At 60.9% G+C, this 25,651-nt stretch carries 20 protein-coding genes and 1 tRNA gene; 11 read left to right on the top strand and 10 right to left on the bottom strand.

The genetic code is table 11. From position 1 onward, the window contains the following. Nucleotides 1-76: 76 nt before the first annotated feature. The 3 genes from CAURIM_RS11835 to CAURIM_RS11825 are packed head-to-tail and all read right to left on the bottom strand — an operon-like array spanning nt 77 to nt 4,098. Nucleotides 77-3,364: an alpha-(1->3)-arabinofuranosyltransferase domain-containing protein gene (locus CAURIM_RS11835; protein WP_201828999.1), complete on the bottom strand. Its 3,288-nt coding sequence runs from the start codon at nt 3,362-3,364 to the stop codon at nt 77-79. A gap of 1 nt (nt 3,365) precedes the next feature. Further along, nucleotides 3,366-3,563, bottom strand: a complete 198-nt coding sequence (locus tag CAURIM_RS11830) for a DUF2613 domain-containing protein (RefSeq protein ID WP_010188604.1) — start codon at nt 3,561-3,563, stop codon at nt 3,366-3,368. Nucleotides 3,564-3,594: 31 nt separating this feature from the next. Next, the gene (locus CAURIM_RS11825; protein ID WP_070517712.1) at nt 3,595-4,098 is read right to left on the bottom strand and encodes a universal stress protein; all 504 of its coding nucleotides are present in this window, start codon (nt 4,096-4,098) and stop codon (nt 3,595-3,597) included. Nucleotides 4,099-4,156: 58 nt separating this feature from the next. On the opposite strand from CAURIM_RS11825, the gene CAURIM_RS11820 reads away from it, so the two are divergent. Genes CAURIM_RS11820 through CAURIM_RS11810 form a run of 3 tightly spaced genes read left to right on the top strand, consistent with a single transcriptional unit; the run spans nt 4,157 to nt 8,732 of the window. Beyond that, on the top strand, nt 4,157-5,218 hold the full coding sequence (locus tag CAURIM_RS11820; protein ID WP_201829000.1) for a glycoside hydrolase family 3 protein: 1,062 nt from the start codon (nt 4,157-4,159) through the stop codon (nt 5,216-5,218). A 34-nt stretch (nt 5,219-5,252) separates the two neighbouring features. Continuing rightward, nucleotides 5,253-6,944 (top strand): VanW family protein, encoded by a 1,692-nt coding sequence (locus tag CAURIM_RS11815; protein WP_201829001.1) that lies wholly within the window; start codon nt 5,253-5,255, stop codon nt 6,942-6,944. A 3-nt stretch (nt 6,945-6,947) separates the two neighbouring features. After that, nucleotides 6,948-8,732, top strand: a complete 1,785-nt coding sequence (locus CAURIM_RS11810) for an ABC transporter ATP-binding protein (RefSeq protein ID WP_201829002.1) — start codon at nt 6,948-6,950, stop codon at nt 8,730-8,732. A gap of 572 nt (nt 8,733-9,304) precedes the next feature. Here the strand turns inward: CAURIM_RS11810 and CAURIM_RS11805 are convergent. Further along, nucleotides 9,305-10,521 (bottom strand): IS3 family transposase gene (locus CAURIM_RS11805; protein WP_201827686.1). Its coding sequence is split into 2 segments (ribosomal slippage): nt 9,305-10,260 and nt 10,260-10,521, totalling 1,218 coding nucleotides; the frame shifts between segments, so codons are not numbered across the junction. Between the two features lie 62 nt (nt 10,522-10,583). On the opposite strand from CAURIM_RS11805, the gene CAURIM_RS11800 reads away from it, so the two are divergent. From CAURIM_RS11800 to CAURIM_RS11780, 5 genes are all read left to right on the top strand, one after another. Then, entirely contained in the window at nt 10,584-12,053 is a 1,470-nt protein-coding gene (locus CAURIM_RS11800; protein ID WP_201829003.1) for a SpaH/EbpB family LPXTG-anchored major pilin, read from the top strand. A 164-nt stretch (nt 12,054-12,217) separates the two neighbouring features. Beyond that, entirely contained in the window at nt 12,218-13,156 is a 939-nt protein-coding gene (locus CAURIM_RS11795) for a class C sortase (RefSeq protein ID WP_201829004.1), read from the top strand. Nucleotides 13,157-13,160: 4 nt separating this feature from the next. Continuing rightward, nucleotides 13,161-14,003 (top strand): prealbumin-like fold domain-containing protein, encoded by an 843-nt coding sequence (locus CAURIM_RS11790; protein ID WP_201829005.1) that lies wholly within the window; start codon nt 13,161-13,163, stop codon nt 14,001-14,003. After that, on the top strand, nt 14,003-16,384 hold the full coding sequence (locus CAURIM_RS11785; protein WP_290205439.1) for a DUF6923 family protein: 2,382 nt from the start codon (nt 14,003-14,005) through the stop codon (nt 16,382-16,384). Before CAURIM_RS11790 ends, CAURIM_RS11785 begins: the two co-directional genes overlap by 1 nt. Next, nucleotides 16,323-17,507 carry a prealbumin-like fold domain-containing protein gene (locus tag CAURIM_RS11780; protein WP_236659371.1) on the top strand — a complete coding sequence of 395 codons (1,185 nt, stop codon included), beginning with the start codon at nt 16,323-16,325 and terminating at the stop codon, nt 17,505-17,507. Before CAURIM_RS11785 ends, CAURIM_RS11780 begins: the two co-directional genes overlap by 62 nt. A gap of 85 nt (nt 17,508-17,592) precedes the next feature. Here CAURIM_RS11780 and CAURIM_RS11775 read toward each other — a convergent pair whose 3' ends face one another. From CAURIM_RS11775 to CAURIM_RS11765, 3 genes are all read right to left on the bottom strand, one after another. After that, nucleotides 17,593-18,522: a class C sortase gene (locus CAURIM_RS11775; protein ID WP_201829006.1), complete on the bottom strand. Its 930-nt coding sequence runs from the start codon at nt 18,520-18,522 to the stop codon at nt 17,593-17,595. A 107-nt stretch (nt 18,523-18,629) separates the two neighbouring features. Beyond that, nucleotides 18,630-18,818 carry a hypothetical protein gene (locus CAURIM_RS11770; protein WP_070448130.1) on the bottom strand — a complete coding sequence of 63 codons (189 nt, stop codon included), beginning with the start codon at nt 18,816-18,818 and terminating at the stop codon, nt 18,630-18,632. Between the two features lie 47 nt (nt 18,819-18,865). After that, nucleotides 18,866-18,939 (bottom strand) — tRNA-Gly (locus CAURIM_RS11765). An 87-nt stretch (nt 18,940-19,026) separates the two neighbouring features. Here CAURIM_RS11765 and dcd point away from each other — a divergent pair. Together dcd and CAURIM_RS11755 are read left to right on the top strand one after the other, a co-directional pair. Then, a complete protein-coding gene (gene dcd / locus CAURIM_RS11760) occupies nt 19,027-19,599 on the top strand; it encodes a dCTP deaminase (RefSeq protein ID WP_201829007.1) in 573 nt (190 codons plus the stop codon). A 53-nt stretch (nt 19,600-19,652) separates the two neighbouring features. Further along, on the top strand, nt 19,653-20,999 hold the full coding sequence (locus CAURIM_RS11755; protein ID WP_201829008.1) for a UDP-glucose dehydrogenase family protein: 1,347 nt from the start codon (nt 19,653-19,655) through the stop codon (nt 20,997-20,999). Here the strand turns inward: CAURIM_RS11755 and CAURIM_RS11750 are convergent. After that, nucleotides 20,929-22,155 (bottom strand): YibE/F family protein, encoded by a 1,227-nt coding sequence (locus CAURIM_RS11750; RefSeq protein ID WP_201829009.1) that lies wholly within the window; start codon nt 22,153-22,155, stop codon nt 20,929-20,931. The two genes, CAURIM_RS11755 and CAURIM_RS11750, sit on opposite strands and share 71 nt — an antisense overlap. Before the next feature lie 121 nt (nt 22,156-22,276). Between CAURIM_RS11750 and CAURIM_RS11745 the strand changes: the two genes are divergently transcribed. Continuing rightward, nucleotides 22,277-23,650, top strand: a complete 1,374-nt coding sequence (locus tag CAURIM_RS11745; RefSeq protein WP_201829010.1) for an HNH endonuclease signature motif containing protein — start codon at nt 22,277-22,279, stop codon at nt 23,648-23,650. A gap of 146 nt (nt 23,651-23,796) precedes the next feature. On the opposite strand, the gene CAURIM_RS11740 is transcribed toward CAURIM_RS11745, so the two are convergent. Together CAURIM_RS11740 and CAURIM_RS11735 are read right to left on the bottom strand one after the other, a co-directional pair. Further along, a complete protein-coding gene (locus CAURIM_RS11740) occupies nt 23,797-25,020 on the bottom strand; it encodes a pyridoxal phosphate-dependent aminotransferase (RefSeq protein ID WP_070448124.1) in 1,224 nt (407 codons plus the stop codon). Nucleotides 25,021-25,030: 10 nt separating this feature from the next. Next, nucleotides 25,031-25,642, bottom strand: coding sequence for a DUF1707 SHOCT-like domain-containing protein (locus CAURIM_RS11735; RefSeq protein WP_236659372.1), 612 nt, complete (start codon nt 25,640-25,642; stop codon nt 25,031-25,033). Nucleotides 25,643-25,651 lie beyond the last annotated feature (9 nt).

Here is a 25,651-nt window from a genome sequence, read left to right as displayed (position 1 = left end):
GATGGTTCTCTTGCCCCCAAAGACGCCTTTTGACTAGTGCCTTCTGAGGGAAACCATCTGGGGCGGGGCTGGGTACCTAGGGCGTGCGGCGGGGTGGGAGGCAGGCGCACGTGAGAGCCGCGACGCACAGCAGTTGCACGAGCAGCGAATCGCCGGCGTAGCCCTCTGCGGGCCAGGGTGCGCGGGCGAGCATCGCGCCCGCGGCCAAGGTGAGCGCGCCCGCCAGGTAGTCGGGGCGCAGCGTGGTCCAGCGAGTGATGGCCCACGCCGCGGCAGCGGCGGCAACACCGGGAAGACCCGCGACGAGCGCCATCGTTGCCGCGATGAGTAGTGCCAGAAGGACACGCGCTGAGAGAGACGAGTGGGCAACATGGGCGGGGAAGGCCGTTTGGGAATCCGTGGAGGATGCCGGGAGGGCGGCATCGGCGACTGGGCCGGTTGCGGCTGAATCGTGTGCTGCGTAAGTCGCGGATGGGGCAGTGGCTTGGGAACGGGGACCGCGGGCCATGACGAGCAGGCACAGCGCGGTGGTCAGCGCGGCGAGCGCGCCGCCGAGGCCCAAGCCGACGCGATAGGCGCGGTCGGCAGCAAAAGACATGTGGAAGGTGCCACTGGCACCGGCGGGGACGAGGAAGGCCTGCGTGTCCGCATCGATGGAACGCGGTTCGAGGGCCAGCGGTTCCGAGCTAGTGGCCGGCGCTGAGTTTGGTGCTGAACCTGGTGTCGAGACCGCGGCTGTGTTGGGGGAGCGCAGCTCGCCGCGCAAGCCCTCGTTGAAAGCACGCCCGGTGATGAGAAGGCGGTCGTGGTCGGCAGGCTCGATGGGCTCGCCGGAGGCGAGCGGAGTATAGCCGGAGTTGGATGGGTCGGCTGCGACGGCTTCCTGGTTAGAAGAAGCGGCTGAGTCCGCAGAAGATGCGTGAGAGGAGGCGGGGAGGGGATCGGGCAGGGAAGACGCGGTATCGGTCAACGCTGCCCAGTCGCCGGTGGTGCGCAGGAGGTGCTGCCCGGCGGTCAGATCGAGGGTGGAGCCAGGCGGGAAAGCGTGGCCGTCGACAAGCACGGTCTTCTCGCCGGAGACCCGCACCGTCATATCGCGCGGGGCGGTGAAGGAGCGGATGAGGATGTGCTCGTTGTCCTGCTGGAAGAGGAACTGCTCGGCCTCCGGCGAGGTATCAGGCACGGTGACGAGGCGCCGCGGGGTGGGCTGGTCCACGATGGACGCCTCCGCAATTCCGGTGCGGCGCTGTGGCTCGATGCGGATGTTGGAGGCCTGCGCGCCGGGCACACGAATATCGCGGGCGCGGTAGGCCTCCATGGTGACCATGACCTTGGAATCGCCGTTGTGGATGGTCACCTCAGTCGTGCCGGTGGTCATCAACCGCAGCGTCGGCGAGGACCACGGAGACGTAGAATGCAGCTCCAACCAGCCAGAATCACCAGGCGCTGGCCACCAGGCGGAGGAGTTTTCGTCGTCGACGGCCGCCGTGAGAGAGCGCGCCGGGTTCGCGCCGCCGAAGGCGGAGGCATCTGCGGCAGACGATGACGCGGTGACGCGGCCATCGTGTTCCACCACTTGGGTCAGCGGGCCGGCAGAGGGGTAGTCGCGCAGGCGATTGTGCACCGTCGATGGGTCGCTCGAGGCCAGCGGCGCGGACACTGGGCCGGAAAGCGTGCCGTAGTTGCGGTCACGCAAGGTGGGCGTATCGGTGACGATATCGGCGTTGGCGGAGACGAGCTCGTGGGGGCCTTCCAGGAGCGCGAGCGATTCCCCACCGCCCGCCACACGCGGCGGATCCGCAGGTGTCACGTTCATGGAGAGGTCGCGGTCGAAGACGACGACATCGACCTCCCCGAAGGTGTGGACCTCGCCTGGAATATGGGCCGAAGAACCGGAAATCAGGTCGTGGCGCACCGCGACGGCCCCGATACCCAGGCGCTGCAAAACCACAGGTGCTGTAGCGGGATCGCGCTCAATCTGCGCCATGGCACCGTCCATGCCACGGATGGCCTCGGGCGGGATGAGGGGAACGGCGTCGCGGACGGCCCAGGGGACGTCGAGAAGCGGCTGTGCCGGCTCATCGCGCGTCCACCCCCAGTCCTGCCGCGCAAAGGACGCCGGCGGGTAGATGAGCACGCGGGTATCCAGCGAGTTCAAGAAATCGGTGGCCTCGTGCCAGTAGGCAGGGACCTCCTCGTAGGCGCCCTTCGGTAGCAGACGGCTCGCCCAGGCGGGGGCGGTCGCGCCTACCACCACGAGGCACACCAGAAGGCCCGCTGCTTCACGACGCCCCGGGGCCAACGTCCGCGGCAACCTCACCCGGGCAGCAATCGCGGCCACGCCGAGTACCAGTGGGATGCGCACCAGCGGGTCGAATTTATGCACGTTGCGCAGCGCGGCCAGCGGGCCATCGAGCGCGTCGAGGTACCACGCGGCATGCGTGCCTAATATGGCCACGCCCACGAGCAACATCGCAGGCCACAGGCGCGGCAGGCGGGCCAGGCCCATAAGACCCAGGGCGGCCACGGCCACGGTGACAAGCACGAAGACCGGCTCGGTGGCCAACTCATTGCCAGCGACGCGTTCGGTATCCACGAACGGCGCCCAACTGGTGGTGCCGCGCAGGATTTCCGCCAGGTTGAGCCAGCGCGTGGTCACGCCAGCAGATTCGATGAATTCCGTAAAGGGCGGGGCATAGCGGCCCAGGATGAGCAGCGGGGTAATCCACCACGCGGACACCGCAGCGCATCCGGCTAACCACACCAGGCCGGTCTTGCCCGCGCGCCGCCACAGCAGAATCACACCCGCCGGCAGGCAGGCCGCTAGCGTGGCCGTGGCGTTGACCGCGCCCATGCAGGCCACCGCCACCACCGAGGGCGCGGCGTCCCGCCAGCCCAACCGGCCCTGTCGCAGGAAGGGAAGCAGCACCCAGGGGGCGAGCATGACCGGCCAGGTCTCCGAGGAAATCGCGCCCAGCGTAGTCAGCGTGCGCGGGGAGAGCGCATAGAGCAGACTGCCCATCAGCGCGGCAAAGCTAGGGGCAGCGGGAAGCACCGTGCGGGCTAAGCGGAAGAAGCCCAGAAAGCCCACCGCCAGGACCAGGAACCACCAGGCACGCTGCGCTATCCAATCCGGAAGTGGATCCGCCAGCAGGAAAAACAAGCCCTGGGGGAAGAGGTAGCCATAGGCCTGGTTTTGCAGCTGTCCCAGCGTGAAGGTGTCGGTATAAGCATGCAGTGCGCCGGCCAGGAAACGCGCCGGGTTGGCCGCCAGATCGTGCTTGGTATCAGCGGCGGTCAGCCCCCACGGCTGCACCAGAACCACGAGGGCTAAAAAGAAAAGCCCCCCGATGCGTGCGCGCACGCTACTCGCGGGAGCCGTACTCCGGCCCGCCCATCACGGCATCAGAGGCCTTGACGGAATTATCGTTCGGCACGGCATCTGCCTGCGAGAATTGGGCAATGCCCAGGATGGTCACGACCCCCAACGCCACGCCGACGACAGCGCTGCCCAGGGCCGGGCCCAGGGTACGCTTGTTGAGGGAATCGCTGTCGAATGCCATGGCGCCAGATTCTAGCAGCTAAAAGCTGCCTTTAGGAGTCGCTTTCTTCCGCGTCGTCCTCATCATCGTTCTCCGGTGGCACGATGAAGACCGGCAGGCCCGCATTGCGCACGATGTACTCCGCCGTGGAATTAGTCCACAAGGAGCGGAAGCCGGTGAGCGCGCGGGTGCCGGTGACGATGACGTCGATGTCGAGTTCTTGGGCGGCGTCGACAATCGCGCTCTGAATCGTCGTCACGGATTCCACCAGGTGGGCATGGCCCCGCAGCCCCAAGGTCTCCGCCTTGGCGATTCCCTGGCGGCAGATGGCGAGGGCCTCCTCGTAGGCCGGATCATCTTCCACGCTCTCCGGCGAGACCGTGGACTGGTGCAGCCCGGTGCGGCTGACGGCGCGGGCGGCCTGGCGTGCGGACGGCTCCCACGCGGTGAGGATTTCGACGTCGGTGGGGCGCAGCAGCCGCGCGGCGTACTCGAGGGCGCGGTCGGCGCGGTCGGAGCCGTCATAGGCAATGAGCATGGTCTCTCCGTTATTCATGTGGCCATCCTAACAACCAGATGTTGCCCGCGTGGGTGCTTCAGGCACACTGGTGGGCATGAGAAAAGCAATGCCCGCCCTCCTGTTGAGTGCTAGCTGTGCGCTGAGCGCGTGCAGCGAGGAATCCGTGCTTTCCGACGCCCCGCCCAGCGAAACCAGCGCCGCGCCCACTAGTGCCGTATCGGAAGGCGCGGCACCGCAGGATGCCGCTCCGGAAGACGTCCGCGCCCGCGCCGCCGCCACACTCATGCCGCCGGCGCTGAACTACGAGGATGCCCGGGCGAAGCTCGAAGCCGGCGTGGGCGGGCTCTTTATCCCGAGCTGGGCAGATCCTGAGCTACTCAGCGATGGCCCGCGAGGAGTAAACGCTTTGCGCGAGGAGATGGGCCGTGACTTTGAAGTTTCCATCGATTTCGAGGGTGGGCGCGTGCAGCGTTTCTCCGAAATCTTGGGCGACTACCCCTCCCCGCAGGCCATGGCGGAGGGGCATAGCCCAGAAGAGGTCGAGGCCTTGGCCACAGAAATCGGGCACAGCCTGCGCGCACACGGCGTGACGGTGGACTTTGCACCAGTGCTCGACGTGGATGGGGGAGACCTCGAGGTCGTCGGTGATCGCGCCTTCTCCACCGATCCGGAGGCCGCCGGCGAGTATGGCGCGGCCTTTGCCCGCGGGCTGCAGGCCGCCGGTGTGAAGGCCGTGTTCAAGCACTTTCCTGGCCACGGGCGCGCCTCCGGGGACACGCACCTGGGTGAGGCCGTGACCCCGCCCCTGGAAGAACTATATGGCCATGAGTTCGTGCCCTTCCATACCGCCCTCCCACAAGCCCCGGAAGCAGCCCTCATGATCGGCCACCTCGTGGTGCCTGGGTTGGGGGACGAACCCGCCTCCCTCAACCCGCGGGCCTACCAGCTGGCCCGCGAGGAGCTGGGCTTCGAAGGCACGATTTACACCGATGACCTGGGTGGAATGGCCTCCATCTCGGAGAATTTCAGCGTGCCGGAGGCCGTGGCCGCGGCGCTGGCCGCCGGGGCCGATATGCCGCTGTGGTCCACCGACGAAGACATCAACGCGGTCATTGATGCGGCCGCGGAAGTCGTGGCCCAGCAGGAGGGCGACTAGTAAAAACTAGCTGGCAGACGTTAATCTCGTACACGTGAAAAAGGCAATCGGACACAGGCAGCAGCGGCGCAAAGGGCTTCACGTCACCCTTGGCGTGCTCGTCGGCCTGATACTCATCGCCGGCATCGCCTATGCGTGGGATGTGATGGCCAACCAGCACAAGGTTCCGCGCGCGACGTCGGTCGGCGGCGTGGACATCTCCCGCATGGAGCGCACCGCTGCGGTGGAGAAGCTGGAGCAGGAACTCGGGGACGTCGCGGCCCAGCCCGTGGATATCCGCGCCGGGGAGAAAAGCTCGCAGCTTATCCCTCAAGACTCCGGCCTAAGCCTGAATTATCAGAAGGCCGTCGATGGCATTCCCGACGCCTCCCTGAACCCCTTCTCGCGCTTGTACAGCTTTATCAAGCCCACCCAGGAAATCCCTGTCGCCGTGGACGTCGATGAAACGCAGCTCTCCGGAGAGCTTGAGCGCGTTGGCAACGATCTGAAGGTCGAACCGGAGGATGGAAACCTGGAGCTTATCGACGGCTCCCTCAAAGAGACCAAACCCAAGCTCGGCCAGGCGGTGGAAGAGGGAGAGTTGCACGAGGGCGTCGTTAAGCACTGGCTCGACCCCGAGGGCGTAGACGTCGAGCCGATGGTGGTGGAGCCACAGATTAATGATGCGGCGATTGAGGCCATGCGCACCGGGGATGCCGCCCGCGCGCTGGATAACCCACTCACCCTGAAAGGCGAGAACAACACCGCCGGTACGCTGCGCAAGCCGGAGATTTCCCAATTTGTCTCCATCGCTGCCGAAGACGGCGAGCTGCGCCTCAAGGTGGATAAAGACCGCGCGCGCGAGCTCTTCCAAGAGCGCATGCAAGGCTCCGAGGTGCCCGGCACCAACGCCAAGATTTCCTTCAGCGGAAATGACAAGCAGATCACGCCCTCGGTGGATGGCTCCATCATCGACTGGGAGAAAACCCTCGAGGGCTTCGAGGATCGCGTGAGCAGCGAGGATGACCGCGAGTGGGACGCCGATTATAAGCCGGACCCCGCGGACTTCACCACGGAGATGGCGGAGAAAGCCACCTTCGATGAGACCGTGTCCGAGTTCTCCACCGGCGGTTTCTCTGGGGCCTCCGGCACCAATATCCGGCTGGTGGCCCAGCAGGTCAACGGTGCTGTGGTCAACCCGGGTGAGACCTTCTCCCTTAACGGCTACACCGGCCCGCGCGGAACCGCGCAGGGCTATGTGGAATCCGGCATCATCATCGACGGCCACGCGGGTAAGGCCGTGGGCGGCGGCATCTCTCAGTTTGCCACCACCTTGTACAACGCCGCGTACTTCGCAGGCATGGAGGATACCGCGCACACCCCGCACTCCTATTACATTTCGCGCTACCCGGCTGGCCGCGAGGCCACCGTCTATGAAGGTGCGATTGACCTGCAGTTCAAGAACACTTCGAACCACCCGGTGCGCATTGAGACCGACTTTGGCAGTGAGATCACCGTGCGCTTCAAGGGCGTGAAGACAGTCGAGGTCGAGTCCATCAACAACGGCCGCTGGGCCAAGACCGAGCCACATCGGAAGTCCGTGAGCGAGGATTGTTCGCCCTCCTCCGGCGCGCCGGGCTTTACCACCTCCGATACCCGCGTGATTAAGGACCTGTCCGGCAAGGAAATCTCCCGGGAGACCACCACCACGGTGTATGACCCGCAGCCCATCGTTACTTGCGGCTAAGCCATGACCCGGCCGATGCACACCGCGGTGAAGGACCCGGCGGACGTCGATCAGCTGGCCCAGCACCCAGTGAAATTTGGCCGCGTCGCCGGCCTGTTTGCCCCGCACCGCGGCACGCTGCTGCTGGTGGTTGCGCTGATTATTGCCACCTCGGGGCTGACGGTGGTGCAGCCTTTCCTCGTGCGCCGCACCGTGGACGAGGCGATTCCTGAGCACGACACCACGCTGCTGTTGTGGCTCGTCGGCGGCATGCTGGCCATTACCGTGGTCTCCCAGGCCATTGGCGTCATCCAGTCCTTTTTATCCGCGCGGGTGGGGCACACCATCATGCACGATCTGCGCACGCAGGTCTTTGCCAACCTGCAGCGCCAATCGCTGCAGTTCTTTACCAATAACCGGGGCGGTGAGATTCAGTCGCGCCTGACCAATGACATCGCAGCGATGCGCGGCATGGTCACCACCACGGCGACGTCCGTGGCCAGCAACCTCACCATGACGGTGGCCACGCTGGTGGCGATGGTGGCGCTTTCGCCCACCCTCTCGCTGTTGTCCCTGGTGGTGCTGCCTCCCGCCGTGTGGCTCACCCGCCGCGCCGCCGTTCTGCGCCGCAGCCTCATGGAGAAAAACAGCCGCGCGCAGGCGACGTTGCAGCAGACCATTTCGGAGAATCTGTCCGTTTCCGGCATGCGTCTGGCGGCCACGTTGGGAGCGCAGGAACGCGTCTATGACGGGTTTGAGAAGACCTCCCGCTCCCTCATCCGCTTAGAGTTGGAGTCACAGCTGGCCGGGCGCTGGCGCATGGCGCTCACCCAAATCATTTTCGGGGTCATGCCGGCGCTGATTTACCTGGTTGCCGGCCTGCGCCCGGGGATTACGATTGGCACGCTCATCGCCTTTTCTACCCTGCAGACCCAGATATTCCGCCCCATTACTGGCCTGCTCAACGTGGGCGCGCAGTGGGTGGCGTCCATGGCGCTGTTTAGTCGCATCTTTGAGTACCTGGACCTGGAACCCAAACTGAAGGAAGCCACTGAGCCCGCCCAGCTTGCCGACGCCTCCCTCACCCTTAGCCACGTCTCCTACCGCTACCCCGGCACCGACACCGACGCGCTTTCCGACGTCTCCCTTTCCATCCCGGCCCACACCACCACGGCCCTGGTGGGGCATACCGGCTCCGGTAAATCCACGGTGGCCTCCCTTCTAGCGCGCTTGGCGGATCCGACCGAAGGCACCGTGCTCTTAGGCGGAGTCAACCTGCGTGACATTCCTGCCGAGCAACGCTCGGCGGTCATCGGCGTGGTCTCCCAGGAGACCTACCTGATTCACGGCACGGTGCGGGAGAACCTCCTCTTCGCGCAGCCGGATGCGAGGGAGGAAGAGATGTGGGCGGCCTTGCATGCCGCCCGCGTGGATGAGGTCATCGCCGCGCTTCCCGAGGGACTCGATACTCTCGTAGGCTCGCGTGGTTACCGCTTCTCCGGCGGTGAACAGCAGCGCCTCTCGCTCGCGCGCACGCTGCTGCGCCGGCCACAAGTGCTCATTCTGGATGAGGCTACCTCGGCCCTCGATAACGAAACCGAGCGCGCCATCCAGGAAGCAGTCCTTGGAGCGGACGCCACCCGCCTGGTCATTGCGCACCGCCTGTCCACCATCCGCGATGCAGAGCAGATCGTCGTCCTCGATGCCGGCCGCGTGGCCGAGCGCGGCACCCACACTGAGCTGCTGGCCCGCGACGGGGCTTACGCCGCGCTCCTTCGTGCCGTGTCCGCTTTGGGTGAAGATTCTTAATTGTTCGGGGCTTCCTGCCGTTATTTGGCGAATTTATGGTTTTCGGACGTCGCCGTGACAGGTGTGACACTCGACCTTCGCTCTAAGGGATGGCTGTTTCCTGTGTGACGGGTGTAAAGATTGGCTTAAAATACCCCGCGCTGGACGGTGTGGCGCGTTTCATAGAAGTGCACCTAAGCCTGGCAGGTTACTCGCAAAACTCATGTGACCTGCTATATTGACAGCTTCTCCAAGGTGAGGATGGCCGGATTCTGGGAATTTCTCGCAGACTGGTGTGAGAGGTTGTGGCGGCGATGCTTTCTTTATGCTTTCAGTATAGAATTCAGTTATGCAATCCACAGACTATCGTTAGCTGAGTCTTGGGCCCTGTGCAGCTACTTTTTTCGATAGAACGTTGGCCTAGGCGGGGTGAAAGACTCTAAATACTGAGTCGGATCATGGTGCGTGAACCGTGGGGAATGGATTGCACACAGCCAATGGGGCGCGGTGCCTCATTTCATAACTCGTGTAAAGGACCAGTTTCCGTTGGGGTTGCCCGCAAATCGTGGACACGTAGTGGAGCTACCTAGTGGTTAGGCAGCTATTTCTTTTCTGCTGTTGATTGCGCCGGTGTGGTTCTCGAAGTCGACGGGGCTGACCATTCCGAGTGCAGAGTGCCGGCGCCGACGGTTGTAGACGACTTCAATCCAGTAGGCAACGGCCTTGCGTGCAGCATCACGGGTAGGCCATCGCTTACGGTCGTAGAATTCAGTCTTTAGCGTCGACCAGAACGACTCAGCCATCGCGTTATCGAAGCACACACCAGTACGCCCCACAGACTGAGCAATGCCCAGTCTGCTGCAGACCTCCCAGAGCTTCTCACTGGTAAATTGCGTTCCGCGGTCAGCGTGAAACACCAGCCCATCAGGAACATCACCGCGCAGTGTATGCGCCATCCGCAGGGCCCGTTCGACCAGGTGTGTGTCTTGCACGCTATCCATAGCCCAGCCCAGCACTCTGCGGGAATGACCATCGCGGACCGCGCACAAGTACAACCAGCCCTCACCGGTGCGAAGGTAGGTAATATCTGACATCCACACTCGGTTGAGCTCACCAGTATCAAACATGCGCTTGACCAGGTCAGGAAGACTCGACTTACGCTTGGCTTGGATTGTAGTCACCGGGACAAAGGCACGCGGTGAAATCCCTTCAATGCCCATCATGCGCATCCGCTTCGCCACAGTCTTACGGTTAAGCGAAATGTGGTAGCGCTCGGCAAGCTCTGCGGTGATCCGCGGAGCACCATAAACCTCATCGGAGTCTTTCCAAATCTGATGAATCTTACGGTCAACATCATCGTAAAATGCTGCCCGATCATCCTTTCCGGATAGTCGTTTCTGCTGCACATGGGCCCATTTGTAGTATCCAGACCGAGATACTTTTAATAGTCGTGCCATGCGCTTGATGCTGTAGTTCGCCTTCTCCTGCTGCATTAGTTCGAACTTTTCTGCTCGCGTTGCCTCAAAGCGAAGAAGGCTGTCGCTTTTGACAAAAACTCGTTATCCATCTTGGCTTCCGCCAACTCACGGCGCAGACGAGCATTCTCAGCACGAAGATCAGCCTCACTCATCCCATCCGAGGCTCCTCGGCGTTCACGCTCGAGTTTGACCCACCGGCCTAAAAGCCCGGCGGAAACACCGATTTCCTTAGCCACATGGGCAATTGGGCGCTCTGACTCGATTACCAGGTTCGCGGCCTCACGCCGGTACTCCGGCGTGTACTTCTTGCGCTGTTGACTCACAATGAACATCCTCTCTTACGGACACAAGATCCGTACAAATAGGGTGTCCACTAAACGAGGGTAACCTCACCGTGAACAAGATCTCTCGTACCGCTCGTTCGGTTACCTTCGCTGCAATCGTTGGCCTCTCCCTGGGTATCTCCGCTCCGGGTGCACTGGCCCAGGAGAACGCTGGCACTGAGCAGGGTGCCGTGAACAAGGCAAACATCGACTTTGCCAAGAAGGGCTCCATCACCCTCTACAAGAAGAAGGGTGCTGAGTCGACGACGCCTGCTACCGGTAAGGAAATGCAAGATGTTCCGGGCGAGGCGCTTCAGGATGTGACCTACAAGATCACCAAGCTGGATTATGACCTGCAGAAGGGTGATTGGACCAAGTTCCCGCAGAACGCTGCCGATGCCAAGGGCCACGAGACCGATACAACTTTCGAGCAGACCACCGGTCCCGACGGCAAGGTGGCTTTCGAGAACTTGGATTTGGGCATCTACTTGGTTGAGGAGACCAAAGCCCCCGCCGGCATCGTTTCTGGTGCTCCGTTCATCGTGTCGGTGCCGATGGTCAATGAGGCTTCCGATGCGTGGAACTACGACGTCATCGCATACCCGAAGAACACGGAAACCAAGACCGAGAAGACTGTCAAGGATGCAGATAAGAACATCCAGGACGCGTACTCCTACACCATCAATGCGGATGCCCCGACTTGGGGCGAAGGTAAGAGCCTGACTGCTTTCCGTTTCGAGGATCAGCTGGATCAGCGCCTTGACTTCCAGAAAGTCACTGAGGTTAAGGCTGGTGAGACGGTTCTCACTGCGGGTGACTACACGGTCAATGACCCGAAGGCTAACGGCAACAAGCTTGTTGTAACCCTCACCGAGCAGGGCCTTGCCAAGGTCAAGTCCGGTGACAAGTTGTCTCTGACCTTCGAGGTTAAGCGCAATAAGGTTGGCGACACCACCGAGCTGAAGAACCAGGCTGACGTCATCTTCAACAACCCGAACACCGGCAACGAGGTTAAGAACAAGACCAACGAGGTCGTCACCTATCACGGCAAGCTGAAGGTCGTGAAGAAGGACGGTAAGGAAGCCGGTAAAGTCCTGGAAGGTGCTGAGTTCGAGCTCTACCGATGTGTTTCCGCGCAGGATAAGCTCGAGAACCCGCTGACGGTAAACGGCGCGAACAAGTGGACCACTGGTGAGGACGGCACCATCACTATCGATGGCTTGCATGTCACCGATTTTGCGGACAACGCACAGGTCACCGACGTGAAGAAGTTCTGTCTGAAGGAGACCAAGGCCCCGGCCGGCTATGCGCTGCCGGAGAAAAACGTTACTGAGATTGACTTCACCCGCGACAACATCGCGAAGACTGGTGAACTGAACGGTGACGACAAGATTACCCTCGTGTCTGAGATCGACAACATTAAGCAGGACACCCCGAATCTGCCGATGACCGGTGGCGCCGGTGTGGGCATCCTGGCCGCCATTGGCGCAGCGATTGTTGCTGCTGGTGCCTGGTTTGCTCGTCGTACCGCGCGTAACTAATAGCCGGGCGTAGTTCCGGTGGTGCAGACTGTCCATGATGGTCTGCACTGCGGGTCGGGTAACCAAAAGTAGGGCGCTCGATCCAGTAAGGGGACTGGACTAGATATAGACTTTGGTCCCCTTCTTTTTCTTTCGTTGTAATCCCGGTCGCGCTGTGCTAGCGCGTGGGGCATTATTTTGGGTGGTGCGGGTCGTTGACTTCGGTGGTAGGTCAAGAAACTGGCCGACGACACAGGCGCCGTGGAGGCCTCGTTCTTCCGGCGGTGGTAGTTGTCGTCGGGTTATTGGTGATGCTGTACCCAGTGGTCTCGACTGCATGGAACAACTGGAATGCCTCAAGAGTGGCGCAGGAATATGCGCGACTGGATAAAGAGACACCGGTGCAGGTTCAGGACTCCGTATGGGATGCTGCGCATGCGTACAACGAGGAACAGACCTCGGGTCCGATCTTGGATCCGTGGTTGAACCGTATCGGGGAAGACAATCCTGACTATGAGGCTTATCTGAAGCAGTTGGGCGAGAACGAAGCGATGGCTCGCCTCGTGTTTCCAGCGGTAGACGTTGATTTACCGGTGTTTCACGGCACCGCGGATAAGACGCTGCAGCGTGGACTAGGACATTTATATGGCTCTGACTTGCCGGTCGGCGGACCAGGAACTCATTCCGTCATTACGGGCCATACGGGTCTGGCAAATTCGACGATGTTTGATCACCTTGATTCGGCTTCCAAGGGAGATGTTTTCTACATCCAGGTTGCTGGCCACAAATTGAAATACGTCGTAGACGACATTCAAGTTGTGCTGCCGAGCGAGGTGGATGGTCTGCGACCAGTCGCTGATCAGGATTACGTCACGCTGATTACGTGTACCCCGTACGGGATCAACACACATCGCTTGTTGGTACGTGGCCATCAAGTTCCAATGGAGCCGGGGGAGGAGTCGGTATTTGATGACTCCCACGGCCCGGGTTGGCAATGGTGGATGTACGCGCTTTTGGCCGCGGTGATTGTCATTGCTTGTTGGTTGGTGTGGTGGCTGCGACGCCAGAAGTCGGCTACCGGAGCGCAAGAAATTATTAATAAGGAAAGTAGCGTGCGGGAGTAAGGCGATGAAGAGGTTGACAAATGCATGGTCGGCCCGAGTGGTTGCCGTCGGAGTAGCGTGTGCGGTTGCGTTCGCGGGGCCGGGCATGGTTGCTGCGCAAGCGGTGCAGGTTGTCGGGCAGCAGTCTACTGGCGCGGAACGCGCCGTAGATACGGATACGGTGACTGTGCGGCTTACGCAGGGCAATCCCGACGACGATGGGCAGGCACCTTCGGGAAAGATTCAGGGAGTCACGATACATCTGGCCCGGCTCGCCGGCCTAGATCCAAACAACGCTGACGATGCAGCGCGTGTGCAAAATGCGAATCTGGACGGGGTTCGTGAATGGCGTACCGACGTGCACGTGGATCAGGTCACCGATGCCAATGGAGAGGTGACCTTTGATGGTCTAGCGGATGGCTTCTACGTAGTGACGTCGTCGGCGCCGGATAACTCCTACCGAGAGATTAACCCATTTGTGGTAGTGGTTCCGTTCCACACTGTGGTGGACAATCCGAACCCAGTACCAGGAGTAATTGTGGCCAAGACTCACAAACCGGGTGAAACACCAACGCCGCCCACGACGCCGACTACTCCGCCGTCGCATCCGAATACGCCGCAAACAACTCCAAACTATCCACCAACTAAGCCGGGGAAGCCGCCACACCAACCCGAGACAACACCGCCGAGTACTCCAGGTGCCGGTAAAGCCTCCACTCCGGCAGCTCCGTCGAAGAACAGTGGCTCATTGGCGATGACCGGCGCACAGGTAATCGGTGTAGTAGCCGCAGCGTTGGCATTGATTGCCACTGGTTTCGTGATGATTGCCGTTAGCCGCAGGAAGAATTCAGAAAGCGAGGGACGCTAATGTCCTGGACAGATACTCACCCGGCCGAGCCGGTAGTGTACCGCTGGCGCGTCTTAGCGGCGTTCATTGCGGCGCTGGCCCTCATTTTTAGCGTTGCTGCACCGGCTGCTCTGCCCGGCATCATTGGTGCTGTCGCTGAAGCACAAACCACGGCCCTGCGCACCAAGCTCGATTCCGCAGACCAGCTGAGCCTGACTGCTGGCGACTCCGCAACGTTTGAAGGCCACGTTATTGATGCCGGAACCGTGGAGGACTTGGAGTTCACTGTTGAGACTGCAGGACTGGAGTTCGACGGCTCGGCCTACACACTGACTATCGACGGCGAAGAGATCCCCGTCCGCGAAGGAGACAACCTCGTTGTAAAATCAACCAGCTCTTCAGTAACTTTCCGAATCGCTGGCCTTTCTACTGACGTGCCAGCAGGAGCAGCTTTCTCATTGAAGACCCCGGCGGTCGCAGAGGATTCCGAAATGAGTGGGATGTCCGTCGATGCGCGTGGAGTAGCCGAGGAGACTACCAGCACGTCTTCAACGGAATCCAGCGAAACCTCAGAAGCTCCTTCGGAAGTGACTGAGCCGCTGGAAATTGCTGACGTAGACGAGGCTCCAGCTCGCCTGATGGCGGCACCGAACATTACCCCGTACGCTGCAGGCGACCGCACCATCACGATGCAAAACGATGGTTACGTGCTTAAGGGAAGCCGATATATCCCGAACTTTAAGATTCCGTCCGGTGAGCTTTTTGGTGGCCAGCTGTCCATTCCGCAAGGCACGGTGGTTACCCTCAAATCCAGCGTTAACAGTTATTTATCGACTAACCCTGAGGACCTGACGATCTATTACACCGGTGCCAACGGAGGTTGGTATGAGGCGAAGGTGACCTACAAAAAGATTAGCGCCAAGGAATACCAAGTCACCCTGCCGCAGATTACTATTGGTGGCACCGCACAGATTCAGTTTAAGGGTGTTCACCGCGGGCCAGACAATACAGTGTTTACAGCTTCCTTCACTGTTCCTGCGAAAGAAGAGTGCCAAGATCCGGTTACAAGCAGGCAGCCAAAGCGCGAGCTCACCCCAGCTGAATTTGCTGACGGTAGCCCTGTCTACGTTGTGACCAGTGAGCCAAAGGATCTTCGCCGAGATACTTCTATCCTGAGCCGGCAAGTAAATCAAGGCCAAGACTTCCGGTCGGTGGGGGAAAAGTCGCGGTGGGTTTACAACGCCCTCGCCTTCAACTCGAGTGATAACTGGCTTTATGCGGTAAGCCAGATTCGCGGTCAAAATGGTGATCCCTGCTACCCTGCAGGAAATCTCCTGCAGATTAATCCGGCGACCGGTGTGGTACATAACCTTGGGCCTATCCTTACGTCCGGAAGCACCGGTACCCCTTTCGAAACGAACGGCGATCGGGATGTGCTTAACGCGGGCGTGTATACCAGCGAGGGTTTCTTCGTGGGCAATACGTCTACCTCTGGTACTCGGCACCTTTATAAGGTTGACGTCGACAAAGTCACTGCTGAACGTGTGTTCGGAAACCAGCGGTCTTTTTCGGAGGACTGGGCGGTGCTCCCGCAAGCCCAGAAGTATATGTGGGGTTTCCAGAGTAGGGCCAGGGCAGGTGATAAGCTTATCCTCGAACGCATTGACACACAGACCGGCGCAATCACGACCTGGGATCTCACCGGCATCAAGACTTTGGATGGGCGCACGATCTCGAACCCCTCTGCTTCTTGGGGCAAGGCGTGGACCTACTCCAATGGAAACCTGGGTTTTGGCTCGGGTAGTGCGAATGCGAATCAGCTGGGCTTTGAGTTGAAAATCAGTAATCCGGATTCCGGTAGTCCGACGTTCGAGTTGGTCAACATAATGAACAACCTGCCTGCTTCATTTAACACGGACGCGGCCTCCGACCTAGTTCCGCCGCCGCCAGCGCTGCGATCAAACATTGCGGTGAAGAAGCAACGCTCTGAAACCAAAGTAGTAGACGGAGAGGTGCGTACTTTCTGGACAATCTCCGTGGAAAACACCACGGATAACACCAGTTCGGGCGGCACATTCTGGGAGTACCTACCAACGGATACTCACTATGGTGTGAAGGCTTCCGGCCCCACTGCTAAATTCGAGGGATTTGGACCGGGATCAACTGTGATCAACGGGAAAATGCCGGGACCTGATCAGTATGGTTCTGGAAGTGGTATTTATGCGGGCATGACGGTGCCGTCAGGAGCGGACGGTGAGTCCCGGTACATGATGGGCTATGTTGGTACTCTTCCTGGACACGCGAAGGTAGAGTATGTCGTCTCTGCGCCGGTGCGAAAAGATGAGAACGGCAACCTCAAGACGGTGTGTAGTCCGAATAAAGTGGCTTTTCCAGGCTACTGACGGTGAATCCACCCCGGCTGAAGAAGACAACGTCGCTACTGAAGCCTGCTTCAATAAGGTTGCCGTCGACAGCACACCGCAACCTGTTCCTGGTGCAGCGAATGAATACACTGCGAAGTACAACGTCGTAGTTGAGGCACCCGACGCGCCTGGCTTCGACACCAATGAAGTGATCTATGGAAAGTTGACGGACACCCCGAAGTTCGTTGGCGCAGCCTCGGTTACTGGAGCCACTGTGGTCTTCAAGGACGAGTTCAACAAGACCAGTCAGTCGCAGTCGTACCAGGGCACCGGTCCGTACGAACTCAACAAGAATGACACTCCGAAGATCATTAAACCCAAGGGCGTTGGCGGAAGCACTGGGCAGCATGTCTACGAGGTGACGGTGCGCTTCAAGCTGGATCGTTCAAAACTGGACAGCACCTCTGTACCCGCCGGGTACCCGAGCCAACCTGCAGGTAACTCGCGCTGCTACACCAAGGGTGGCCTGCACGAGCCTAAATTTGGCCTCATGAATGAGGCAGAAATGGGCGGCTGGAAGGATACTGACTGTATCCCGCTGGAGACCAAGGAAACGATGGACGTCCTGCTCGAAAAGGCGAGCTATAACCCGGACAACCCGGACGAGATCCAAACCGACGGGTTGCTCGGTGGCGCGCAGTTCACCGTCCATCGCGGTGATGCTGACGGAAAGCTGAAGCTAAACGCGGATGGCAGCGTCAACACTGATGCTAACCCTGTGGTGAAGCAGTCCACGACCACCACCACGGGCCGTGTGAAGCTCGAAGGTTTGGACGCCCCTGGCGTTTATTACCTCATCGAGACCAAGGCGCCGAACGGCTATAACCTGCTGCCCGCGCCGATCAAGTTCTCCACGGACTGGGATAAGGATGGCAATGCAGTCATCAAGGTGCTCTCTGGAGGGACCGCGATCACCAGTAATAGGTGCGCTGAGTCTGACACCGCTGACAATTGCGTGAAGAAGATCGGCGTCCTTCAGGTCGCTGACATCACCAAGGGTGCGCTGCCCAAGACCGGTGGTGAAGGCGTAGGCCTGTGGGCTCTCGCTGGTGCCGCTATTGTCGCGGCAGGGTGCCTTGCCTTGCGACGTCGCCCGGCATAGAACCAGCGCTTGCAGCTACTTTTAGAAAAGGCCCGCTCTTCCAACAACCAGGGAAGGGCGGGCCTTATTGCATATTCATTGTCGGTTAGGAGTCCTGCGGGTCGTCGTCAAGCACGGCGTCCTTAGCGTTGCTGACATATTTGCGCCACCAGTAGATGAGTAGAAGCATGATGATGGCTGCGGCAGCCAGAATGGCCCACATCCACCACTGCCAGTGCACACCCGAGCTGTTGAATGCGGCCTCGTCTTTCGGATCCATCGGCACTCGGTGGCCGGTGACGAGCAAGCGGTGGGTATTTACGCCGTAGGGAGTACAGGTGATGAGCGTAACGAGGTCTTGGCCCGGTACGCGGTGGAGCGAGCTGGTGTCCGCAGGCTCGACGACCCGAATATCGTGTACCTCGTATTTGAGCTTCTCACCGCCGGCAGCGATGTAGAAAGCATCGCCTTTCTTGACCTTGGTGAGGTTGTCCCACAGCGTGGCATTTTGTAGGCCCGTGTGGGCGGAAAGTGCTGCGTGCCGACCCTCGCCCTCACCTACGCCGCCGACAGGTAGGTCTGTGCCATAGAGGTGGCCAGCGCCGCGGGAGAGCGCCTTTTCTGAAGTGCCGTGATAAATGGGCAAGTCGGAATCGATCGAAGGGATAACGATGCGGCCCATCGCATCGGTCTCGGACAACACAGACAGGTATTGGCGGTAGCGTTGGTACTCGGGAGAGTCTTCGTCATCGGTGGTGGTCCAAGCGTCTTCCACACTGATTTGGCCCAGCTGGGCGTTGTAGGCCTGTGCCTCCTCCCAGGCGGTGTGCAGTACTTCTGGCGGGGCTTGCTTCTCCAGCTTGGCGTATTCCTCGGCGGCGCGGGATTGGGTGTGGTTGTTCCACTGCGTGGCCACGACGGGGTAGAGCAAGACACCGAGACCGACGAGGATCAGAATTAACGCAATGATGGCGTTGGGGTTGACGCCCTTCTTCTTGGGTGCGTCGCTGATTTCCGCTGGTTCGTGCTTGCCCATTGTGTCCTGCCTGTGGGGTTTGCTACCGCACGCCCTGGTATTGACGTGGGGGTAATTTTTGAATCTCAGGCTAGGGACGATGTAGCTCTGAGAGAAAACGTGTCTGTCTAGTCGCCGATAACGAAGCACAGGGCTTCATACCGATTCAGAGTGGCCTCGTCGATGGCTAAAATTTGATCAACCGCGCGCTGTTCGCGGAGCTCATCGATTGTGCGGGGCGCAAGATCTTGAAGTACATGCTCACGTTCAGCGCGAAGCTCCGCTGTGGTTTTGGGCGTGAAGATAGGGGCTGTCATGGTCCATCCTGTAGGTATGAAATTAGTCCATGAACTGGGAAAATACGTGGAGCCGACGACGGGAATCGAACCCGCACTCTCAGCTTGGGAAGCTGATGTTCTACCACTAAACTACGTCGGCGCAATGCAGATTGTGCATCGTTGTAAAGCTTAGCACCGCCGCCGCCCGAGGCCATAAACACCCCAGTGAGGAGGTAGACTATGAGCCGTGCTTCTTTCTGATCGTGATATCCGTGCCGCCATTTCCGCCGATGATTCAGAGCGTTTGAGCGTTGAGCCTTATGACGCCGAGATGATTCAGCCTTCCTCAATCGATGTGCGCCTAGACAAGTTCTTCCGCGTGTTTAATAACTCGCGCTACACGCACATCGACCCTAAGCAGGAAATGCCGGACCTCACCAGCGAGGTGGAGGTGGCCGAAGGCGACGCCTTCGTGCTGCACCCCGGTGAGTTCGTGCTGGGCGCCACTCTGGAGAAGTTCACCCTGCCGGCTAACCTGGCGGGGCGTTTGGAAGGCAAGTCCTCCCTGGGTCGCCTGGGCTTGCTGACGCACTCCACGGCAGGCTTCATCGATCCGGGTTTCTCCGGGCACATCACGCTCGAGCTGTCCAACACCGCGAACCTGCCCATTTCACTGTGGCCGGGGATGAAGGTGGGTCAGTTGGCCATCTTTAAGATGTCCTCCCCAGCAGAAGCTCCGTATGGTTCCGGCGCGCTGGGCTCGAAGTACCAGGGCCAGCGTGGACCGACGCCGTCGAAGTCCTATCTGAACTTCCGCTAAACTTTTCGTTCTCGCCGCGCGCTTCAGGTCAACCACGCCTAAAATTCCCGGTTATGCGTATGACTGTGATTGGTACCGGCTACCTAGGCGCGACGCACGCCGCTTGCATGGCGGAGCTCGACCACGAGGTGCTCGGCGTAGATGTTGATGAACACAAGATTGAAGCTCTCAAGAACGGCCGCGTGCCGTTCTACGAGCCTGGCCTGCCGGAGGTACTCGAGCGCAACATCGTGGCCGGCCGCCTAGACTTTTCCACCAGCTATGACGACGCCGCGGAGTTCGCCAACGTGCACTTCCTCGGCGTTGGCACCCCGCAGGCCCACGGCTCCTACGCCGCGGATCTCACCTACGTGAAGTCTGTCATCACGGAGCTCGTACCGCGCCTCAAAGGCGAGCACATCATCTTTGGCAAGTCCACCGTCCCGGTAGGTACCGCGGCAGAGCTGCAGCAGATGGCCGATGAACTTGCTCCAGAGGGCACCAGCGTGGAGATTGCCTGGAACCCGGAGTTCCTGCGTGAGGGCTACGCCGTCAAGGACACCATCACCCCGGACCGCATCGTCCTCGGCGTCGGCGAGGCAGGGCGAGCCGACGGTGAAAGCAGTGCCGAAGAGGTCGCCCGTGAGGTCTATGCCCAGCCACTGGCGCAGAACACCCCGTTCATCGTGACGGACCTGCAGACCGCCGAGCTGGTCAAGGTCTCCGCCAACGCCTTCCTGGCCACCAAGATCTCCTTCATCAACGCCGTGTCTGAAATCTGCGAGATTGCCGGTGCGGACGTGGTGAAGCTTGCCGACGCCATCGGCTACGACGAGCGCATCGGTCGCAAATTCCTCGGAGCTGGCCTGGGTTTCGGCGGCGGCTGCCTGCCCAAGGATATCCGTGCCTTCATGGCGCGTGCCGGCGAGCTGGGTGCGGACCAGGCCCTGACCTTCCTGCGCGAGGTCGACGCCATCAATATGCGCCGCCGCGATCGCGTCGTCGACCTGGCCAAGCAGGCTTTCGATGGTTCCCTTTTGGGCCACCGCGTTACCGTGTTGGGCTGCGCTTTCAAGCCCAACTCGGACGACGTCCGCGATTCGCCAGCACTCTCCGTGGCCGGTTCGCTTTCCCTAGCAGGAGCCGCCGTGACGGTCTATGACCCGCAAGGTATGGAGAACGCTAAGAAGGTGTTCCCGACGTTGAACTACGTGGCGTCGGCAAGCGAGGCGCTCAAGGACACCGAGCTGGTCATCCTCGCTACTGAGTGGCAGGAATTCCGCGACCTCGACCCGGCTGAGGCCGGCGAGCTCGTGGCCCGCCGCCACATCATCGATGGGCGCAACGTGCTCAGCGTCGATGCTTGGCGCGAGGCTGGCTGGACCGTCGAGGCGCTTGGTCGCGTCCTTCCGGCACAGTAAACGCCGCAATCACGGTGGTCAGCGGTACCGCAAGTGTCAAGGCCATCGCGCCCAGCAGGGAGCGCAGAACCTCCGTGGCGACGAGGTCACTGGAGAGGATCTGCAGGGCTGGGCGCTGCGCCGCCGTGATGAGCATGAGCAGGGGCAGGGCCGCGCCGGTATAGGTCAGCACGATGGTATACACCATGGAAGCGATATGGTCGCGGCCCACCTTCATGGCTGACAGGAAAAGCGCGCCGGGCCCGGCTGCGGGGTCGGCGGCGTGGAGCTCGCGCACGGTGGAGGCCTGCGCCACCGCGATGTCGTTGAGGCTGCCGAGCGCACCGATGATGAACCCGCACAGCAGCACGCCCACCACGGAAACCCCAGGCATGTAGAGCAGCAACTTGAGGTTATCCTCCGAGCTCGAGCCTGTTAACGCGGTGCTGCTTATCGACGCCCACCCCAACGCCCCCGACAACGCTAGCGCCACCAATGCGCCTCCCAGGGCGGAGGCTGATTTCCAGTTCACGCCGTGCACGAGAGGAACGGCGAGGAAAAGGATGGCCGCGCAGGTCACGAGGGCTAGTGGCAGCGCCGAATGGCCCTCAATGAGAGAGGGGATGAGGTAGAAGAAGACGATTGCCAAGCTGATTACAAGGCCCACCAATGCGCGCAGTCCGTGCCAAGCGGCGAAGCCGACGATGACAAGGGCCGCGATGATAGCCCACAACGCAAGGTTTCCATTGCGCTGGAAATCAGCGAAGGCATAGGTGCCGTCGCTGGAAACTGTCAGAATTACCTCGTCACCGGGGTGGAGGGTCGGGTCACTGGCCACGCCATAGAATACGAGCTGCGTCTTGCGGCCTGCGTCTGCGCCGGAGGTCAGGTCAATGAGGGCGCGGGAGCAGGAGGTGTCGTCGCCCTCGGTGGGGATGAGCGGGGCCTCATCGAAGGCGCGGCCCGTGTGGGGATCGGAGCACAGGTGGTTATCCACGGTCTCGACGGTGCCTTCGACTTGTGGATGATTGAGGGCGTAGGTGGTGGAAAAGTCCGGGCTGGTGTGCTCAGTGAGCGCGCTGGTGGGGCGGAGGATGAATAGTCCCGCGAGGGTTGCGAGGGCCGTGATGGCAAGAAATCCTAGGAGCCCCGTGCGCCACGGGCTGAGGTTAGTCATGCCTACTATTGTGAATGAGATTCATAATAAAGAAAAGTATTGCTGATACGGTCAACAAGTTATCCACAGGCTGGCGGCGGTGCCGTTGTGCGGTGCGGGTGGGGCATTTAGCGTTTGTGGCATGAACCTTGTAGAAGCGCATCTTCGCAGCCAGGCGGCGGGCATCGAGCTCGTCGCCGGCGTTGCGGGGCTCAGCTTCGAGCAGCTGCGGGCGTGGGGTCCGGAGTCTGTGGCACGCTCCTTGCTCGCGCTTTTCGACGTCTACTTTGCCCCCACCTCCTTCACCCGCAAACAAGCGCGCGCCATTGCAGCGGCGCGCGCTAATGGGCACGACCTGCCCACGCTGCTGCTCATTGAACGCTTCGCAGGACAGCTGAAGAAGCAGCGTGAGGCGTGGGATTTGCGCGTTGAGTTGTGCGGCATTGCTGGTGATGAAAAGGCCGTGGCCCGCTATGCGCGCAAGCGCATTGCTGAGCTCAACCCGCCGCCCGCGCCGAAGCCGGGCGTGACAATTCGCCGCGGCAAGGAACTGTCGAAGCTCACGCTCACGGCCCCGGCCGCGCTCATCGAGGACCTGCGTCCCAACATCGACGAAGACGATCCCGTCGGCTCGTTTACGGCTGCGTTTCGAGAAGGCCGCCTCGCCCGCCCCGCACCCCAGACCCTCGCCGTCATGGAGCTTCCCGAGTACGCCACAATCTTGGGCCGCTTGGGCGACCCGTCCACCCCGCGCCCCGACTCCGCAGAATCGAATGCGCCTTCCTCGGCACCTCTTTCCTGCACAACAGCGTCTTCTGCAGCCACAACTCCTGCTTCCAGCCAGCCCGCCGACGCATCACCGTCTAATGATTCTGACGAGCCTGCCATTGGAGAGACATCCGGCCACGACACCACAGCGTCCGGTGAGCGCACAGCGCCGGACCTTGGGGATATCGTGATTCAGCTATCCAACGGTGCCAAGATCACGGGCAAAGAGCTCATCGAGCGGGAGCTCGCGGAAGAAGGCCTCGTCATGCTCGTCGACCGCGTCAAAGGCCCCGTCGAACTCCACCGCACCCAGCGCGTTGCTTCGGAGAAGCAGCGCATCATGGCCAGCGGCGAGCAACCCACCTGTGCCTGGGGCCGTTGCCTGTGCGGCGCCGACTATTGCCAGATACACCACATCCAAGAATGGAGACACGGCGGCGAAACGAATCCTGAAAACCTCACCCCGCTGTGCAAATACCACAACGCTATTAACGGACTGCCGGGTCGTGGCCGCATCGTGCGGGAAAACGGCAAGGTTAAGTGGGTGCCGGCTGCTCCCCGCGATCCGCGGGAACCGGTACATCCGCACCGCGCACCACGCGCCCAGCGGATTCACGAAAACCGTCAAGACACAGTAAGCACCGTTGCGGTGCCTAGCACAAGCCGTCGCGCCCAGACCGCAAAGCCGGCCGAACCACCGACATCCACACGTTCTGAGCCGGGAAGCCCCGCCCCGCCGGAGCGCTAACGCTTGAGGCAAAGGGGGGCGCATCCTGCGCGCACTCTTTTGTGCTGAGTGCGGCTCTTTGCGCCTGCCCGATCGCGCGAAGTCCCGTCCCGCTGGACCTGCGCGCCGTAGATACTGCACAACAAGGCAGGGATGTCGGTGGCGCGCTACTGGCGGTAGCTCACCAGGAAGTTGCCGAGCCGCTCAATCGCGTTCTCCAGCTGCGATGCCCACGGCAGCGTAACCACGCGGAAGTGATCCGGCGTAGGCCAATTGAAGCCGGTGCCTTGCACCATGAGGATCTTCTCGGCGCGCAGAATGTCGAGCATGAGCTTCGAGTCATCGTGGATCTCATAGACCTCTGGATCCAAGCGCGGGAAGCAGTACAGCGCGCCCATCGGCTTTACCACGGACACGCCGGGAATCTCATTGAGCTTCTCGTAGGCAATATTCCGCTGCTTGAGCAAGCGCCCGCCCTCACCGGTGAGCTCATAAATGGACTGCCGCCCACCCAGCGCCACCTGGATCGCGTGCTGTGCCGGCACATTTGGGCATAGGCGCGTGCCCGCCAGCAAGTCCAAGCCCTCGATGAAGCCACGCGCATGGGACTTCGGGCCCGTGAGCACCATCCAGCCAGCGCGGTAGCCGGCCACGCGGTAGGCCTTGGACAAGCCATTAAACGTGATCGTCAGCAAATCTGGGGCCAGGGAGGCGATGGAAATGTGCTTCGCACCGTCATACAGAATCCGGTCATAAATCTCATCCGCCAGAATCAGCAGGTTATATTCGCGCGCTACATCCACGATTTTCTGCAGCGTTTCACGCGAGTACACGGCACCCGTCGGGTTATTCGGATTAATGACCACAATGGCCTTGGTCTTCTCCGTTACTTTCGCGCGAATATCTTCAATGGAGGGATTCCAATCGTCCTCCTCATCGCACAAATAGTGCACGGGCGTGCCGCCCGCCAGCGACGTCGCCGCCGTCCACAGGGGGTAGTCAGGGGCGGGGATGAGAACCTCATCGCCGTCGTCAAGCAGCGCCTGCGTCACCATCGAAATCAGCTCGGACACGCCGTTGCCCAAGTACACGTCATTGACGTCGAAGCTGGGGAAATCCTCCAGCTCATAGCGGGTTACAATCGCGCGCCGTGCCGGGATAATACCCTTCGACGTGGAGTAGCCCTGCGAGGTCGGTAGCGCCGCAATCATGTCGCGCATGATGACATCCGGCGCATCGAAACCAAACACCGCCGGGTTGCCGGTGTTGAGCTTCAGAATGCTGTGCCCGTCGAGCTCCATGCGCTCGGCCTCCGTAGAAACCTCGCCGCGAATATCGTAGGCAACGCCCTGTAGTTTGGTGGATTGATCAAAAATCCGGTTCTGAGTCATGCCGGATATGTTACTTCTGGTTCCACTGTTCCAGCTTGCGTTTGGCCAGATTCATCGCATCCCCAGTAATTTCACTTGCTTGGCGACGCCTCTCCGCCCACTGCGCCTGCTCCAACGCCCGCATCTGCGCGCGTTCTTCAGCGCCGGCGGCTTTCAGCTCGCGCATGCGCTGGCGCTCGATCTGTCGCGGCGACGGACGGTGCCAGGACTCCGGCCCCACCTTGGCCACGTAGAGCATGATCCACAACGCGGGGATGAGGAAGAGCAATCCGGTGCCGGTGAGTGCGGCGGTGACGCCGGACAGAGCAGCGAAGGATGCAATCGAGCCGAAAAAGAGCCCTAGCGAGCCAACCAACGCGGTGGCCAAGCGGGGTTTCCGGGTTGATTGGTAGGCGCGGGCGACCTCACCTTGGGAGTAGATCTTGAGCTCGCTGCTGGCCTTGGTGGGGATATCCATGAAGACATCTGCCAGTTCGCGGCGGGTCGTTGCCTGCATCACCGCGTCGGTGCGCTCCTCAAACTCATCCATGGTGAGGCGACCTTCACCCAACGCCTGGGCGAGGTCATTGACGGCGTCGGTCCGTTCGGCGTCGGAAAGCCGCATGCTGAAAGGATTAGTCACATTGGCTAT

It is taken from the genome of Corynebacterium aurimucosum (assembly GCF_030408555.1).
In the GTDB taxonomy this organism is placed as follows: Bacteria; Actinomycetota; Actinomycetes; order Mycobacteriales; family Mycobacteriaceae; genus Corynebacterium; species Corynebacterium aurimucosum.
Note: the sequence above shows the minus strand (reverse complement) of the source record. Positions and strands in the feature narration are given on the sequence as shown.